Here is a 14,075-nt window from a genome sequence, read left to right as displayed (position 1 = left end):
GAGAATGACTGAAACTAATACTAGAGGACGTAAAATTGAAGTCGTAGGTGAAGTTATCAGTGACAAGATGGATAAAACTATCTCTGTCCTCATCTACCGCATGGTGAAACATCCAAAGTACGGTAAGTACGTTAAGAAGACATCTGTTTTCAAGGCTCATGACGAAAAGAACCAAGCTAAAACTGGTGACATCGTTAAGATCCGTGAAACTCGTCCTCTTAGCAAAACTAAGCGTTGGACTTTGGCTGAAGTTGTTGAAACGGCTAAGGCGTAAGGGGAGTTGTCATGATTCAAATGCAAACTAGACTAAATGTAGCTGACAACTCTGGCGCTAAAGAAGTTATGTGCGTAAAGGTTCTTGGTGGTTCAAAACGCCGTGTAGCATCTATCGGTGATGTTATCGTTGTTTCTATCAAAGAAGCTTTGCCAAACGCTAAAGTTAAAAAAGGTGATGTTGCTAAAGCAGTTGTTGTAAGAACAGTGCAAAAACTTCGTCGTCCAGACGGATCTTACATCCGTTTTGATGATAACTCTGCAGTTCTTATCAACGCTTCTAAGGAACCAATTGGAACACGTATCTTTGGCCCAGTTGCCAGAGAATTGAGAGCTAAGTCGTTCGTTAAGATCGTATCTTTGGCTCCGGAAGTTCTATAAGGGGTGATGAGATGAATCGCTTACATACAAAATACAGAAAAGAGATCGCTCCCGCTCTTCAAAAACAATTGGGTGCTAAAAACGTGATGCAAGTTCCTCGTTTAGAGAAAATCACTCTAAGCGTGTGCTTGAGCGAAGCAGTTCAAAATCCAAAAATTTTGAACACTGTTGTTGACGAGATCACTGCGATCACTGGTCAAAAAGCTGTTATCACTAAAGCTAAAAAAGCTATCTCTAACTTCAAATTGCGTGCTGGCATCCCATTGGGTGTTCGCGTAACTTTGAGAAGAGAAAAAATGTGGTCTTTCATGGATCGTTTGAACACTTTGGCACTTCCTCGCGTAAGAGACTTCCGTGGTTTGCCAAATAAAGGTTTCGACGGCCGTGGTAACTACAACATGGGCTTGAAAGAACAAATCGTGTTCCCTGAGATCAACTACGATAAAGTTGATAAAACTCGCGGTATGAACATCACTATTTGTACAACTGCTAAAAACGACGCTGAGGGCAGAGCGCTTCTTGAAGCACTTGGCATGCCCTTCAGAAAGTAAGAGGGGTGTAACTTGGCTCGTAAAGCAAGCATTGAAAAAAATAATAAAAGAAAAGAACTTTCTAAAAGATACGCTCAATATAGAAAAGAGCTTAGAGAGAAAGCTGTCGACATGAAGCTTTCTGACGAAGAAAGAGATGGAGCTCGTAAAAAGCTTCAAGCTCTTCGTCGTGATACAAATCCAAACCGCGTTATCACTCGCTGTGAATTGACGGGTCGCCCTCGTGGTAACTACCGCAAATTCGGTTTGTCTCGTATCGCTTTCAGACAATTGGCTCTTGACGGTAAATTGCCTGGCGTAACGAAAGCAAGTTGGTAAGAGGATCACTATGGATACAATCTCTCAGTTCCTTACAATGATTAGAAATGCTGGAGCAGCGAAACACGAAAAAGTGGATCTTCCTGCTTCAAAAGTAAGAGCGGGTATTGCTCAAATCCTCGTTAACGAAGGTTTGATCAGAAGCTTCAAAGTCGCTAAAGACAGCAAACAAGGCATTATGCGTGTTTACTTGAAATACGACGAAGCTGGAAACCACGTGATCAATTCTATCGACCGCGTATCTCGTCCAGGTCGTAGAGTTTATGTTAAATCTGACAAGATTCCGACAGTTCGTTCTGGTATGGGTATGTCCATCATCAGCACTAGCAAAGGAATCATGAGCGGTAAGCAAGCTACTGAGGCAAAACTCGGTGGTGAATTGCTTGCGACACTTTGGTAGGTGAATTATGTCTCGTATTGGTAAAGCACCCGTTATTTTTGATAACACAGTACAAGTAAGCGTAACACCTGCTAACGAAGTTGTCGTTAAAGGTGCGAAGTCTTCTTTGAAAATCGGTATGCAATCAGCTGTTTCTGCGAAAGTAGAAGGCGGTAAAGTTGTTTTGGTTCGCAAAGATGACTCTAAAGAAAGCCGCGCATTGCACGGTCTTTACAGAGCGCTTATCCAAAATGCAGTAACTGGCGTAACTAAAGGTTTCACAAAAGGTCTTGAACTTCACGGTGTCGGATATCGTGCAAACGTATCTGGTAAGAAGTTGGAACTTTCTTTGGGTTTCTCTCACCCTGTGATCTTCGATATCCCTGAAGGAATCGAAATCAAGGTTGATAAGCAAACGAACCTTACAATCACTGGCCCAAGCAAAGAGTTGGTTGGCCAAGTGGCAGCTAAAATCCGTTCTTTCCGTCCGCCTGAGCCATACTTGGCAAAAGGTGTTCGTTATGCTGGTGAGCATATCAGACGTAAAGCTGGTAAGTCGGCTGGTAAATAATTGAGGTAATGTATGAAAATTAAAGTAAGCAAACATACAAGTGAACGTAAATCAAATCGCCTCAAAAAGAAGATCAGAATCCGTAAGACTGTAAACGGAACTGCGGAAAGACCACGTCTTTGCGTATTCCGTAGCGGTAAGCACATGTACGCTCAAATCATCAATGATGTTGAAGGTACAACTCTAGTTGCGGTTTCTTCTCTTGGTAAAGATGACAAGTCTGGTATCGATATGGCGAAACTTGTTGGTAACGAAGTGGCTAAAGCAGCTGCTACGAAAAACATCAAGAACGTCGTTTTCGACCGTAATGGTTACTTGTACCATGGCCGTGTTAAATCTCTAGCAGAAGGCGCTCGTGAGGGCGGCCTTAATTTCTAAGGAGTGATGTGTGGAGAAAGTTCAAGCTCAAGCAGCTGAATTAGAAGAGCGTGTAGTTGCGATCAACCGTGTAACGAAAGTTGTTAAGGGTGGTCGTCGCTTCTCTTTCGCAGCTCTAGTAGTAGTTGGAAACAAGGCTGGAGACGTAGGCTTCGGTTCTGGTAAAGCAGGCGAAGTACCTGAGGCTATCGGTAAAGCTAGCAGATCTGCAAAAAAATCTGCTAAATCCGTAGCTCTTAAAGAAGGTCGCACAATCCCTCACGAAGTGATCGGCAAGTTCGGTGCAGCGAAGGTTATTATGAAACCTGCTGCTCCTGGTACTGGTGTGATCGCGGGTGGCGCGGTGCGTGCAGTTCTTGAGTCTGTTGGCGTAAAAGACATTCTTACTAAATGTGTTGGTACTCGTAACCCTCACAATGCAGTAAGAGCAACAATCGACGGCTTAAAGCAGTTGAAACAGCTTTAATCGGAACGGTGGCATAAAATGGCAAAAACATTTGTTCTTACATTGAAAAGATCATTGATCGGCTGCACTCAAGACCAAAAAGATGCAGTTAAATGCTTGGGGCTTAAGAAGCGTCATTCTACTTCTGAAGTGAAAGACTCTCCAGCGGCTCGCGGCAATATTATGAAAGTACAACATCTAGTAGATGTTGTAGTTAAGGGGTAATCCATGAGCTTGCTTAAAACACTTGCTCCCAAAGCGGGATCTAAGCACAGCCCAAAAAGAATCGGTCGTGGTATCGGTTCTGGTATGGGTGGCACTGCGACAAAAGGTCACAAAGGTCAACTAGCTCGTACTGGCGGACGTGTTCGCCGTGGTTTCGAGGGTGGTCAAACTCCTTTGCACCGTCGTTTGCCTAAGTTTGGTTTTAGCAACGTCGCGTTTGCTAACAAATTTGAGATTGTTAATTTATCACAACTTGCTAAATTTTCTGGAGAGGTAACTCCTGAAACTCTTCACCAAGCTGGCCTAATCAATGGCGGCGCGGTTAAGATTTTGGGAAATGGTGAGCTAAAAGCAGCTTTGACTGTTAAGGCTCATAAATTTTCAGAAAGCGCTAAGAAAGCTATTGAAGCTGCTGGCGGCAAAGTCGAGGTAATTAAGTAGTGTCTGCAATTGAGAGCATCGCAAAGAATTCTGATCTTCGTAAACGCATCTTGTTCACATTGGCAATGTTGGCTATTTACAGAATTGGCGTACACGTTCCGACTCCTGGAGTTGATGGAACAGCTGTATTGTCGTTCTTCCAAGCACAAAGCCGCGGAATCTTTGGGTTATTCAACACCTTCACGGGTGGTGCTCTCTCCCAATTCAGTATTTTTGCATTGGGTATCATGCCGTACATCTCTGCTTCCATCATTTTCCAACTTCTAACTTCAGCGATTCCATACTTGGAATCTTTGAAGAAAGAAGGGGAGCAGGGACGTCGTAAAATCAACCAATACACTCGTTATGCGACTGTGGCTTTGGCGATTGTTCAAGGTTACGGAATCAGCAGCTGGTTGATGAATTCTACAAGCCCAGATGGTCGTCCATTAGTGATCGCACCAGAAGTGGCGTTCCTTCCATTCCAAATCATGACAATCATCACGTTGACAGCAGGTACATGCTTCATCATGTGGTTGGGTGAGCAAATCACTGAAAGAGGTATCGGTAACGGTTCTTCTTTAATCATCTTCACTGGTATCGCAGCAGCGATCCCTGGTGGTGCTCAACAGCTTTGGGAACTAGTTCGTACGGGTGAAATGCGTTTTGTCCTAGCATTGTTGCTAGTGCTTTTCATGGTCGCTATTATTGCAGCGGTTATTTACATGGAAGTGGCACAACGTCGTATCACTGTTCAGTACTCTCAAAGACAAGGCGGCGGCGGAATGCAATCTATGCAAACTCCGACAAGTCACTTGCCTATTAAAATCAATTTCTCTGGGGTTATCCCACCAATCTTCGCAAGCTCCTTGTTGATGTTCCCTGCGACTATGGCGCAGTTCGTGAACACTCCTTGGTTGAAGTCTTTGCAAGATTCTTTGAACCCATCGGGCACGATCTTCAATATCATGTTCGTGGCATTGATTATTTTCTTCTCGTTCTTCTATACAGAGATCGTCTTCAATCCGAACGACGTTGCTGACAACCTTAAGAAGTACGGTGGTTTCATCCCTGGCGTTCGCGCGGGTAAAACAACTGCTGACTACATCCAAAGAGTTCTTGAGCGCGTAAACGTATTGGGTTGTATCTATCTTTGTACGATTTGTATCCTACCGGGCATCATGGCGACTCAGTTCAACGTTCCATTCCAATTCGGTGGAACAAGCCTTTTGATCCTCGTGGGTGTGGCGTTAGATACTGCTCAGCAAATTCAATCTCATATGATTACCCAAAAATATGAGGGCTTCCTTAAAGGAGCTAAAATTCGCAGCAGAAGGGTTCAGTTCTAATGAACGTGATCCTGTTTGGTGCCCCTGGGGCCGGAAAAGGTACTCAATCTGAACTCTTGATTAAACGCTTGGGAATGACGCAAATCAGCACCGGCGATTTGTTCAGAGCGGCCATTAAGGGGCAAACAGATCTTGGTAAAAAAGCCCAAGAATATATGGATAAGGGTCAGCTAGTGCCGGACAGTATTGTGATCGGCATGGTTGAAGAGGTTCTTCAAAAAGGAACTAAGAACTTTATCCTCGACGGATTCCCAAGAACTGCAGTGCAAGCTCAGGCTTTGGATGAGTTGTTAGTAAAAATGAATCTCTCCATCGGAAAAGCAATTTTTCTCGAAGTTCCGATGAGTATTTTGATGGATCGATTGACTGGAAGACGGGTTTGTAAAAATTGCGGATCTGTCTACCACATAGTCAGCAAGCCTACCAAGACGGAAGGCAAATGTGATGTTTGCGGCGGTGAAGTCATTCAAAGGAATGATGACAAGGCAGAGGTTATCGAGACTCGGCTTAAAACCTACCAAGAACAAACAAGCCCTTTAAAAGAGTTTTATAAAAAAGCAGGCAAATACGTAGAAGTGGACGGTAATAGAGACTCCGAAGAAGTCTATAAAGAGATCGAAAAAATAATAAAATAAGACGGCTGTATTATTTTTATCTCTAGACTTTAATGTTTTTCGGTGTTAGCGTGCCGGACCGCATTCGTGTTTTTGCTGATATTTTCGCTTCTTTTTCTGAAGCGGAACGAAGTATGGGAAGACAGTATGAAAGTAAGACCATCAGTTAAGAAAATCTGTAATAAATGTAAAGTTATCAAACGAAAAGGCGTTATTCGTGTTATTTGCGAAAACCCTAAACATAAGCAAAGGCAGGGTTAAACATGGCACGTTTACTTGGTGTCGACTTACCTAGAAATAAACGAGTTGAAATTGCTTTGACTTACATCTACGGCATCGGTCGTCCTCGTGCGGCTATGATCTGTAAGCAAGTTGGTATTCCTCACGATCTAAGAACTGAGGGACTAACGGACGAGCATATCGCTAAAATCCGTGGCATCATCGAGCAAAGCTTCAAAGTAGAAGGTGATTTGCGTCGTGAAGTTGGCCTTTCTATTAAACGTCTTATGGACTTGAACTGCTTCCGCGGTATCCGTCATCGTAAGGGCTTGCCTGTACGTGGTCAGAACACTCGTTCTAACGCTCGTACTCGTAAAGGTCCTAAGAAGACAGTAGCGAATAAGAAAAAAGCAGTCTAGGGAGTAGCTAGCACATGAACACTACTGACAATAAAAAAGTTGCTAAGAAAAAAGTTAAAAGAAACGTTCCTCAAGGGAACTGCTATATCCAAGCTGGCTTCGGTAACGTTATCGTTACGATGACTGATCCGAACGGAGCTACGGTGTCTTGGTCCTCTGCTGGACACCTTGGTTTCAAAGGAAGCCGTAAAGGCACTCCTTATGCAGCACAGTCCGCGGCAGAAGACGCTGCAAAAAAAGCTATGGAAGCAGGCATGAGATCTGTGGACGTTTATCTTAAAGGACCAGGCGCTGGTCGTGAACCTGCAATCCGTGCACTTGCTGCTACAGGTATGAGAATCTTGACTCTTAAAGATATCACTCCTGTTCCACATAACGGTTGCCGTCCGCCTAAGCGTAGAAGAATTTAATAGGAGTATATCGTGAGCTGCATTAACGAAAGCGTTTGTAAGCTTTGCCGTCGCGAAAACGTGAAACTTTTCTTGAAGGGTGACCGTTGTTACACTGATAAGTGTTCTTTCGAAAGAAGACCTTATCCTCCAGGACAACACGGTCAATCTCGTTTGAAGTTCTCTGAATTTGCACTTCAATTGCGTGAAAAACAAAAAACTAAGAGATACTACGGTGTTTCTGAGAAACAATTTGTGAAATATGTTACAGAAGCCAGCCGTTCAAAAGAATTGACGGGCACTGCGCTTCTTAAATTCCTCGAGACAAGACTTGATAACGTTGTATATGCTTTGGGATATGCAAACTCTCGTCGTGAAGCAAGGCAGCTTGTTAAACACAACCATTTCTTGTTGAATGGTAAGAGAGCTAACATTCCAAGCATCATCGTAAATAAAGGTGACGTTATTACGGTTGCGGAATCAAGCCGCGAAATGGGCAAAATCTTGGGCGCTATTCAATCAGTTGCTCGTAGATCTGTTCCAGCATGGCTTGAAGCTGATCATGCTAAATTCACTGGTACTGTTAAAGATCTTCCAACTCGCGAAGACGTAACGGTTGCTACTGAAGAAAACATGATCGTTGAATACTACTCAAGATAATTTTACCTCTCGGGGGAAGCATGCAAGAGCACTATTATAAGTTCTGGAGAGAGATGATCAAACCAAAGGGATTTGAGGTTGATCGTGATACTCTTCGTGATGACTACGCTAAATTCATTATCCGTCCCCTCGAAAGAGGTTTCGGGGTTACTCTTGGTAACTCCCTAAGAAGAATTCTTTTGAGTTCTATGATGGGTTCTGCAATTACGGCTGTTAAGTTTGAAGGCGTATTGCACGAGTTCACTACGATTCCTGATGTTCTTGAAGATGTTACTGACATTATCTTGAACCTTAAAGAAGTGCGTTTTAAACAATACACTTCTGATTCTGTTACTTTGAAGATCTCTAAAAAAGGTCCAGGCAAAGTAACTGCTGGCGATATCCAAGTTTCTGATAAGATCGAAGTTTTGAACCCAGATCTTCACATCGCTACTTTGGGTGGAAACGCAAACTTCAACGCGGAAATCGTTGTAAGTTTCGGTCGTGGTTATGTTCCTGTTGAAAACAGAGAAACTGACCTTCCAGTAGGTTTCATCGGCGTAGACGCTCTTTACAGCCCGATTAGAAAAGTAAATTACAACGTATCAAATGCACGCGTTGGTCAAAGAACTGACTACGATGCTTTGACACTTGAAGTATGGACAGATGGTTCTTTGAAACCAGAAGAGGCAGTTGCGCTTTCATCTAAAATCATGAAAGAACAACTTCAAATCTTCCTTACTTTTGACGAAACTATGGAGCCAGCTGAAGAAGCTCGCGAAATGGGTTCTCCTTCATTGAATGAGAATTTGTTCCGCTCTGTAGACGATCTAGAGTTGTCTGTACGTTCAGCTAACTGCTTGAAAAACGCTAACATCCGTTACATCGGTGAGTTGGTTGTTCGTTCTGAAGCAGAGATGCTTAAAACTAAAAACTTCGGACGTAAGTCTCTTAACGAGATCAAAGAGATCTTGGGCGAGATGGGTCTTGGCCTCGGTATGAAAATCGAAGGCTGGCCACCTCCGGGTTGGGATCCAAGTCAACCTCCTCAAAAGAGAGAGACTCCTCAGTAAGATTTAAAGGGAGTTCTGCTTAGGTAGAACTCCCATCGTTTTTTTAAGAATTGCCAATGATGGTGTTCTGGACAAGTGACCCTTGCGGGGGTTGCGGGGCAAGGAGCCCTTAAAAGTGACCCTTCGGGGTTCTATCGTGCTGATACCTAATACGGTCAGCCCGTTCAAACGGAGAACAAAATGAGTTCACACAGAAGAAGAGTAAAACATTTCGATCGTAAATCTGGCCCAAGAAAAGCTTTGTTGAGAGGTCTTGTAACTTCTCTTATCGAGCACGGCCGTATCACTACAACTGTTGACCGTGCTAAAGAAGTACGTCGTCACGTTGAAAGAGCTATCACTCTTGGTAAAAAAGGTGACTTGGCAACAACTCGTTTGTTGATGTCTCGCTACCCTAACAAAGAAGCTGTTAACTCAATCGTTACTGATCTAGCTCCACGTTTCAAGACACGCCCAGGTGGTTACACTCGTATCATCAAAATCGGTCGTCGTCCTGGTGACACTGCTGAGATGGCTTTCCTTGAGTTCGTAGACTACGATTTCGAAGCTAAAGGCGCTGCTAAAGAAGACGCGAAAGCGACTAAAGCAGAACCAAAAGCAGCTAAAAAAGCTTCTGCAGCTAAGAAAGCAACTACTAAGCAAGTAGCGGCTAAAAAGAAATCTGTTAAAAAGACTCAAAAGAAAGACAGAGCAGCAGCTCGCGCTTAATTTTGAATCTCAAAAATAAGTTTTCAAAAAAGGCTCTGAGTAATCAGGGCCTTTTTCTTTTTGTGCTTAGTCCTTAATCATTAATCATTAATCATTCTTCTCATTTATTTACGTAATATGCGTTTGTACTTTATTGCGGGAATCGGGATGTAAACTTCCTTGGAGGCAATTCCTCGATTAGCTGTTACATTAAATTGGGGTGAGTAACGGCGCTTGAACCCGGGAGTCTGTTCTTGCGAACCCGAAGAAGCTCAACAACTCGGTACAGATATTAATGAACTTGGAGCTGTATGAAGAATTTTTTAGCGATTTTCACTTGTGCAGAGAATAGTAAAGCTCATGAATCTTGGAAAAAGTTAAGTCCCGAAGAGCAAAAAGAGCGCATGAAAAAGGGCACCGCCGCGCGCGAGCAGTGGGCGACAAAGTACAAGGATGCTGTTGTCTATGAGGGTGGGCCCTTAGGGAATACGAAGCTAGTGGATAATCAAGGTGTTCAAGATATCCCGGCGCTGCAAGGGAACTTTATCGTTGTAAAAGCAGAGTCTCACCAAGAGGCGGCGCAGATGTTTTTAGATCACCCTCATTTTGCGATTTTTCCGGGTGATGGAGTTCAGGTCATGGAGATTTTGTCTGCTCCAAGAGGCTCTTCAAACTTCACAAAGAGTGACGCTTGAAGATCTCCTGAACGACCGTGACCGCTACAGTTCCGCTAAATCTAAAAGACATCTAGTGGGCTGGCCGCGGTGTCGGCTCAAAAAACCAAAATGAGTGTAAAACAGTCTGCCATGCAACCTTTTGTCGCTGGCTTGGTATTGCGGGGCTCATTGATTGCTCTCCTCACGAGATTGGCCTACAGTTTATGTGCTATCTGCATGTAAGGAGTTCCTATGAAACAACATCTTAAAGCTATTATCGTCGTTGTTATCTTCGCTGTTTTAGGAGTGTGGGGATTTAATCATTGGATGGGCTCACGTGTGGAAGAGACGGGTGCGAACAACTATTCTGCTTTAGAGCGTATGGAAAAAGAAGGTGTTCCCAATTTTGAAGCGAAGGACTTAGAAGGCCAAAGCTTTGATCTGAAATCGATGGAAGGTAAAGTCGTTATCCTCAACTTCTGGGCTTCTTGGTGTGGACCCTGTATCGAAGAAGTTCCTTCTTTGATCAAACTTGTGAAAGAATTCAAAGGCGAAGTTCAGTTGATCGCAGTTTCTGGCGATAGCCTGCGCGAAGATATCGACGTCTTTATGAAGTCCTTCCCTGAAATGAAGGGTGAAAATATCAAAATTGTGTGGGACCAAGATCGCAGCCTGATGAAGCAGTTTCAAGTGGCGCGTCTTCCCGAGTCGATGGTTTTAGGAAAAGACCAGAAGCTTGTTAAGAAGATCGTGGGCACGATCGATTGGTATAACAAAGATTCAATTGCCTACGTAAATTCTCTTTTAGGAAGGCCAGCGCAATAGAAAAAGCCTTCGCCGGATCCTTAGCAAAGGCAGGAATGAGATTCTTAATCTTTACAGTCGTACATCAAGTCGATTTGCGTTCCTTCAACTAGCGGGTAGCTGAATTTCAAAACTTTTCCATCGAGTTTGATGCCGGGGACTTCAAGTCCTCCGATTCTTACTTTCAACGTACCCTCAGCAGGGTCGCACTGTAAATTCAAAGAAGACAAAGAGTTCACGATTTTGTCGCGGAAGTTATTTAGGTTGGCGCTGTAGTCGGCATCACAAATGCTGCCGACGCCTCCGTCCGTAAGGCGCGACATTTCGGAATAAACGTATCCAGGATGGCTCGGCGAAACGTTTTGGTCTTGTTCCGCTTCGCACACAGAATCGCCTGGCTTCACAATGATTGAGCTGAAAGTAAAGCGTAAATCTTGTCCAAAAGTGCTGTGGGCTACATCTAACAATGTCGTAGGTTGGTCAGAAGACTCCAGAGGTTGGAAAACGCCGTCGGCATCATTGGGCTTCACGCGGCTGGCGTTGCCACCGACAGAGCGCTCGTCTTCGTCGGAAATTACGATGACGGAAACAGCGGCGCCAGGACGATAACAGCTGTGAGAAGTATCTAGGAAATTATCGTGAGTCGCTTTGATGGCGCGCTCATCACCTGAATTAGAGCCACCAATAGTTAAAGCATTCACTGTGGAAGTGAAAATCGTATTGAGGTTCGCCGTGCCTTTTTTTAGCAAGTAAGCAGGGCCCGACGAAGGAGAATAACTGCTCCAATTCAGAGGCTTCCCGTAAACGAGTGAACCGCCTTGAGAAGTTCCTCGCGTCGTCGTTAAGCACATTTGCCAATCGATGTTGCTGGCGTCCAAAGAGTTTACGAAGCTCGACATACGCGCCGCTAGTTTTTGCAGCTCGGGAAGCATCGAGTTTGAATCGTCCAATACCAACAGGAAGTCGACTTGCTTATTTCCATAAGCAACCACTTCCGTGGATGTCACCGTTTTAGAAGGCGTTGGCGGGACGATAGAAGCCTTGTCCTGTTCGGGAACAGGGGTGAAGTTCATCTTGGCGCAAGCCGTGCCGAGGGTGGCGATCACACAGCTAAGAATCAATTTTGAAGTTGGAATCGAAGCTTTCATATTTACCTCATCGTCAGGCTAGCATGAAAACTTGTGCTAAAAAAAGGGGCAGGTTCAAAAAAGTGAGGCGAATTTAGAAGTAAAAACAGTAAGTTAGGGAATGTGTCGAAGCTCTTTACAGGTCCTGTAGAGAGCTTCGACACTCTCAAAAAAATATCCTAGACAGAAAAACCGGAAACTTTAGAAGCCGAATTTTTCTTTCAAAGAGTCGAGAGCTTTCTGGCCTTCTTTTTCCAGCTGTTTGCGGCCTTGGTTCTCGGCATCTTTCTTCGCTTGATCGATGCGGGACTCTGCTTGTTTACGTTGAGTTTCTATTTGCGCCTGAGCTTTTTTAACTTCGCCATCGAACTGACCACGCAACTGATTTAGCTGAGCCTCTACTTGGGCGCGTTGCTTACCGATCTCTTGGTCAACGACAGCTTGAATGCGCGCGCGCGCTTCATCGACTTTCGCTTGAATTTGTTTTGAAAAACCTTGCTGCAATTCAGGTCCCAAGTTCGAGTTGATGTTAAGTGGAATATCCGGGAAGTCACCTTGTCCATCTACTGTGAGAGTGACCACAGGGATCCCCGCAAAAACCGCCTTCAAAATTTGATCAGCGACTTCGTTCTTAGCAGAAATGGCATAGTCGACTTTGGTGAACTTATTGTTCATCGCCAAAACGATATTCTTAAGACCAACAACCTTACCTTCAATCCCCATCGCGCCTGTGGCTTTGTTGAAAGCGATAGAGACATCTGGAGTTTTCACTAAGTCTTTACCCAGAATTGAATAAGCATCGACATTGAATTTATACGCGATCTCACTTAAAGCTTTTGTGTTGTCCAGGGACAGACGCAACAAGAAGCCAAAGATTTCTTTAGAAGGGAAGTCACCTGCCAAAGTCGCCACGGTCGGCTTACCCACAAGACGTTGATTTGAAGTAATATCTAAAATTTCACCTTTGATGTTGCCGGCATCGGGAGTCACACCCGCTTGAGAACTTACGGCTGTACGCTTCACCCAGAAAAGGGGATAAGAGTTCGCGCGGCCAAATTCGTAGCTAATACCTTTTTCGCGAGGGTGAGGTTGGATCGCAATGTCTTCGCCTTTTTTATCTTTCTTCATCAAATTTGGCGGAAGGTACTTATCTGCCATTTCTTTGTAGCGATAGAATTTTGATTTGTAAGGAGCCAGGTACTTATTGAACATCGCACGAGTCATGGCCTTCGCATCTAATTGAGGAATACGGAAGTGCTGCTCTAAGGACTTGATGTCGGTCTTCACTTGCTGTTCGATGTCTTTGTACTGAGTCTCTACAGCTTTCAGATCTTTTCCCAGATCGTCGCCAGTCGTTTGCACTTGCTTGTACATGGCGTCGCCGTCTTTAAGAACTTTATCCAGCTCTTGCACGGAAGTTTGCAACTCTTGCGGCGTTTTAAAATCTTTGTACTTAATTTTGTTCAAGCGATCATTCAAAGCGCGAATGTCTTTTTCTTGAGGCAAAGTTTTAAGACGGGCATCCCAAGCCTGTTGTTTGCCTTTCAGTTCCGCATCGAATTTTTCAAGCATGGCCTTCGAAGGAAGGCTTTCTTGAAGCTTTTGCAGTTGGGCGTTGGCATCGGTCCCGCCGAGCATGGCAATGACGTCCCCAAGAACGTTGTCGCCGTATTGCTCTTGAGCTTCTTTCAAAGCTTGAGCCTTCAGTTTTTCAGTCATGCTAGGTTGGCCATCGTCGGGCTCGGGAGGCTTCACCTTGCCTGGTTTTTTTCTTAGAACACCGAATTCAATTTGTTCAACGGCGGCTTCGTTAACAACCACCTTGGCGCGAAGAAGGGCATCCCAAAGCATCGAAAAACGGATGTCGCCAATTTTGATGGAGTCGTGTGTGGGACGTTCTGCGTCCGTGACTTCAATCCCTTGAATGCGAAGACTTGCATTAAAGAAGCTCGTTTCCAGGTTTGCGATGTTCACTTCCGCACCGACGGCTTTGTATCCGGCCCATTCAAGCGCGCGGCGCAGATGCGTATCAAAGAAGAAGTGGAAGTAAAGCGCAATGATGGCACAGATGATCGCAAAAGGAATGATGGCTTCCCAGCGGATGATACCTTTTTTCTTGAGGGGCTTTGCAGTGTCTTGTGTTGTGTTTGCCATGTTT

Annotated in this window: 22 protein-coding genes; 20 read left to right on the top strand and 2 right to left on the bottom strand. The window is 44.4% G+C overall.

Annotated elements, in window-relative coordinates; all coding sequences use genetic code 11:
- Positions 1-4: 4 nt before the first annotated feature.
- The 20 genes from rpsQ (at position 5) to ACLWBD_RS13140 (ending at position 10,811) form a co-directional block, all read left to right on the top strand.
- A complete protein-coding gene (gene rpsQ, locus ACLWBD_RS13235; protein ID WP_063204853.1) occupies positions 5-274 on the top strand; it encodes a 30S ribosomal protein S17 in 270 nt (89 codons plus the stop codon).
- A gap of 11 nt (positions 275-285) precedes the next feature.
- The gene (gene rplN, locus ACLWBD_RS13230) at positions 286-654 is read left to right on the top strand and encodes a 50S ribosomal protein L14 (protein WP_063204852.1); all 369 of its coding nucleotides are present in this window, start codon (positions 286-288) and stop codon (positions 652-654) included.
- Positions 655-665: 11 nt separating this feature from the next.
- On the top strand, positions 666-1,205 hold the full coding sequence (gene rplE, locus ACLWBD_RS13225) for a 50S ribosomal protein L5 (RefSeq protein WP_063204851.1): 540 nt from the start codon (positions 666-668) through the stop codon (positions 1,203-1,205).
- A gap of 12 nt (positions 1,206-1,217) precedes the next feature.
- Positions 1,218-1,523 (top strand): 30S ribosomal protein S14, encoded by a 306-nt coding sequence (rpsN, locus tag ACLWBD_RS13220; protein WP_063204850.1) that lies wholly within the window; start codon positions 1,218-1,220, stop codon positions 1,521-1,523.
- A 10-nt stretch (positions 1,524-1,533) separates the two neighbouring features.
- The gene (rpsH, locus tag ACLWBD_RS13215) at positions 1,534-1,923 is read left to right on the top strand and encodes a 30S ribosomal protein S8 (RefSeq protein WP_081110992.1); all 390 of its coding nucleotides are present in this window, start codon (positions 1,534-1,536) and stop codon (positions 1,921-1,923) included.
- Between the two features lie 7 nt (positions 1,924-1,930).
- Complete coding sequence (gene rplF, locus ACLWBD_RS13210; protein WP_063204848.1) at positions 1,931-2,473, top strand: 50S ribosomal protein L6; 543 nt, start codon at positions 1,931-1,933, stop codon at positions 2,471-2,473.
- 12 nt (positions 2,474-2,485) lie between these two features.
- Positions 2,486-2,851 (top strand): 50S ribosomal protein L18, encoded by a 366-nt coding sequence (rplR, locus tag ACLWBD_RS13205; RefSeq protein ID WP_063204847.1) that lies wholly within the window; start codon positions 2,486-2,488, stop codon positions 2,849-2,851.
- 10 nt (positions 2,852-2,861) lie between these two features.
- On the top strand, positions 2,862-3,317 hold the full coding sequence (rpsE, locus tag ACLWBD_RS13200) for a 30S ribosomal protein S5 (protein ID WP_063204846.1): 456 nt from the start codon (positions 2,862-2,864) through the stop codon (positions 3,315-3,317).
- Positions 3,318-3,335: 18 nt separating this feature from the next.
- Positions 3,336-3,521 (top strand): 50S ribosomal protein L30, encoded by a 186-nt coding sequence (gene rpmD / locus ACLWBD_RS13195; protein WP_063204845.1) that lies wholly within the window; start codon positions 3,336-3,338, stop codon positions 3,519-3,521.
- Positions 3,522-3,524: 3 nt separating this feature from the next.
- On the top strand, positions 3,525-3,962 hold the full coding sequence (gene rplO / locus ACLWBD_RS13190; protein WP_063204844.1) for a 50S ribosomal protein L15: 438 nt from the start codon (positions 3,525-3,527) through the stop codon (positions 3,960-3,962).
- Positions 3,962-5,290, top strand: a complete 1,329-nt coding sequence (gene secY / locus ACLWBD_RS13185; RefSeq protein ID WP_413568502.1) for a preprotein translocase subunit SecY — start codon at positions 3,962-3,964, stop codon at positions 5,288-5,290. Before rplO ends, secY begins: the two co-directional genes overlap by 1 nt.
- The gene (locus tag ACLWBD_RS13180; protein WP_063204842.1) at positions 5,290-5,925 is read left to right on the top strand and encodes an adenylate kinase; all 636 of its coding nucleotides are present in this window, start codon (positions 5,290-5,292) and stop codon (positions 5,923-5,925) included. The genes secY and ACLWBD_RS13180 overlap by 1 nt, the downstream gene beginning before the upstream one ends.
- A 126-nt stretch (positions 5,926-6,051) precedes the next feature.
- Positions 6,052-6,165 carry a 50S ribosomal protein L36 gene (gene rpmJ, locus ACLWBD_RS13175; protein ID WP_080683743.1) on the top strand — a complete coding sequence of 38 codons (114 nt, stop codon included), beginning with the start codon at positions 6,052-6,054 and terminating at the stop codon, positions 6,163-6,165.
- Positions 6,166-6,167: 2 nt separating this feature from the next.
- Entirely contained in the window at positions 6,168-6,542 is a 375-nt protein-coding gene (gene rpsM / locus ACLWBD_RS13170) for a 30S ribosomal protein S13 (protein WP_063204841.1), read from the top strand.
- Positions 6,543-6,556: 14 nt separating this feature from the next.
- Entirely contained in the window at positions 6,557-6,952 is a 396-nt protein-coding gene (rpsK, locus tag ACLWBD_RS13165; protein ID WP_063204840.1) for a 30S ribosomal protein S11, read from the top strand.
- A gap of 12 nt (positions 6,953-6,964) precedes the next feature.
- The gene (gene rpsD, locus ACLWBD_RS13160; RefSeq protein WP_041874790.1) at positions 6,965-7,591 is read left to right on the top strand and encodes a 30S ribosomal protein S4; all 627 of its coding nucleotides are present in this window, start codon (positions 6,965-6,967) and stop codon (positions 7,589-7,591) included.
- Positions 7,592-7,611: 20 nt separating this feature from the next.
- Entirely contained in the window at positions 7,612-8,643 is a 1,032-nt protein-coding gene (locus ACLWBD_RS13155) for a DNA-directed RNA polymerase subunit alpha (RefSeq protein WP_063204839.1), read from the top strand.
- A gap of 180 nt (positions 8,644-8,823) precedes the next feature.
- Positions 8,824-9,351: a 50S ribosomal protein L17 gene (rplQ, locus tag ACLWBD_RS13150; protein WP_063204838.1), complete on the top strand. Its 528-nt coding sequence runs from the start codon at positions 8,824-8,826 to the stop codon at positions 9,349-9,351.
- Between the two features lie 290 nt (positions 9,352-9,641).
- Positions 9,642-10,025: a hypothetical protein gene (locus ACLWBD_RS13145; RefSeq protein ID WP_413568499.1), complete on the top strand. Its 384-nt coding sequence runs from the start codon at positions 9,642-9,644 to the stop codon at positions 10,023-10,025.
- A 213-nt stretch (positions 10,026-10,238) separates the two neighbouring features.
- The gene (locus tag ACLWBD_RS13140; RefSeq protein ID WP_063204836.1) at positions 10,239-10,811 is read left to right on the top strand and encodes a TlpA family protein disulfide reductase; all 573 of its coding nucleotides are present in this window, start codon (positions 10,239-10,241) and stop codon (positions 10,809-10,811) included.
- Positions 10,812-10,855: 44 nt separating this feature from the next.
- Here ACLWBD_RS13140 and ACLWBD_RS13135 read toward each other — a convergent pair whose 3' ends face one another.
- Positions 10,856-11,938, bottom strand: coding sequence for a hypothetical protein (locus tag ACLWBD_RS13135; RefSeq protein WP_063204835.1), 1,083 nt, complete (start codon positions 11,936-11,938; stop codon positions 10,856-10,858).
- Positions 11,939-12,118: 180 nt separating this feature from the next.
- Positions 12,119-14,071, bottom strand: a complete 1,953-nt coding sequence (locus ACLWBD_RS13130; RefSeq protein WP_413568496.1) for a TIGR03545 family protein — start codon at positions 14,069-14,071, stop codon at positions 12,119-12,121.
- Positions 14,072-14,075 lie beyond the last annotated feature (4 nt).

Source organism: Bdellovibrio sp. HCB117, assembly GCF_047305915.1.
Classification (GTDB): Bacteria; Bdellovibrionota; Bdellovibrionia; order Bdellovibrionales; family Bdellovibrionaceae; genus Bdellovibrio; species Bdellovibrio bacteriovorus_B.
This window is presented reverse-complemented; position numbering and strand designations above follow the sequence as displayed.

What these genes read in the sequence shown, in the direction of transcription:
- rpsQ (WP_063204853.1), top strand. Translation starts at nt 5, where the DNA reads ATGACTGAAACTAATACTAGAGGACGTAAAATTGAAGTCGTAGGTGAA.
- rpsM (WP_063204841.1), top strand. Translation starts at nt 6,168, where the DNA reads ATGGCACGTTTACTTGGTGTCGACTTACCTAGAAATAAACGAGTTGAA.
- rplR (WP_063204847.1), top strand. Translation starts at nt 2,486, where the DNA reads ATGAAAATTAAAGTAAGCAAACATACAAGTGAACGTAAATCAAATCGC.
- rpmD (WP_063204845.1), top strand. Translation starts at nt 3,336, where the DNA reads ATGGCAAAAACATTTGTTCTTACATTGAAAAGATCATTGATCGGCTGC.
- rpsK (WP_063204840.1), top strand. Translation starts at nt 6,557, where the DNA reads ATGAACACTACTGACAATAAAAAAGTTGCTAAGAAAAAAGTTAAAAGA.
- ACLWBD_RS13135 (WP_063204835.1), bottom strand. Translation starts at nt 11,938, where the DNA reads ATGAAAGCTTCGATTCCAACTTCAAAATTGATTCTTAGCTGTGTGATC.
- rplN (WP_063204852.1), top strand. Translation starts at nt 286, where the DNA reads ATGATTCAAATGCAAACTAGACTAAATGTAGCTGACAACTCTGGCGCT.
- ACLWBD_RS13155 (WP_063204839.1), top strand. Translation starts at nt 7,612, where the DNA reads ATGCAAGAGCACTATTATAAGTTCTGGAGAGAGATGATCAAACCAAAG.
- rpmJ (WP_080683743.1), top strand. Translation starts at nt 6,052, where the DNA reads ATGAAAGTAAGACCATCAGTTAAGAAAATCTGTAATAAATGTAAAGTT.
- rplE (WP_063204851.1), top strand. Translation starts at nt 666, where the DNA reads ATGAATCGCTTACATACAAAATACAGAAAAGAGATCGCTCCCGCTCTT.
- rplF (WP_063204848.1), top strand. Translation starts at nt 1,931, where the DNA reads ATGTCTCGTATTGGTAAAGCACCCGTTATTTTTGATAACACAGTACAA.
- ACLWBD_RS13180 (WP_063204842.1), top strand. Translation starts at nt 5,290, where the DNA reads ATGAACGTGATCCTGTTTGGTGCCCCTGGGGCCGGAAAAGGTACTCAA.
- ACLWBD_RS13140 (WP_063204836.1), top strand. Translation starts at nt 10,239, where the DNA reads ATGAAACAACATCTTAAAGCTATTATCGTCGTTGTTATCTTCGCTGTT.
- ACLWBD_RS13145 (WP_413568499.1), top strand. Translation starts at nt 9,642, where the DNA reads ATGAAGAATTTTTTAGCGATTTTCACTTGTGCAGAGAATAGTAAAGCT.
- rpsH (WP_081110992.1), top strand. Translation starts at nt 1,534, where the DNA reads ATGGATACAATCTCTCAGTTCCTTACAATGATTAGAAATGCTGGAGCA.
- rplQ (WP_063204838.1), top strand. Translation starts at nt 8,824, where the DNA reads ATGAGTTCACACAGAAGAAGAGTAAAACATTTCGATCGTAAATCTGGC.
- rplO (WP_063204844.1), top strand. Translation starts at nt 3,525, where the DNA reads ATGAGCTTGCTTAAAACACTTGCTCCCAAAGCGGGATCTAAGCACAGC.
- ACLWBD_RS13130 (WP_413568496.1), bottom strand. Translation starts at nt 14,071, where the DNA reads ATGGCAAACACAACACAAGACACTGCAAAGCCCCTCAAGAAAAAAGGT.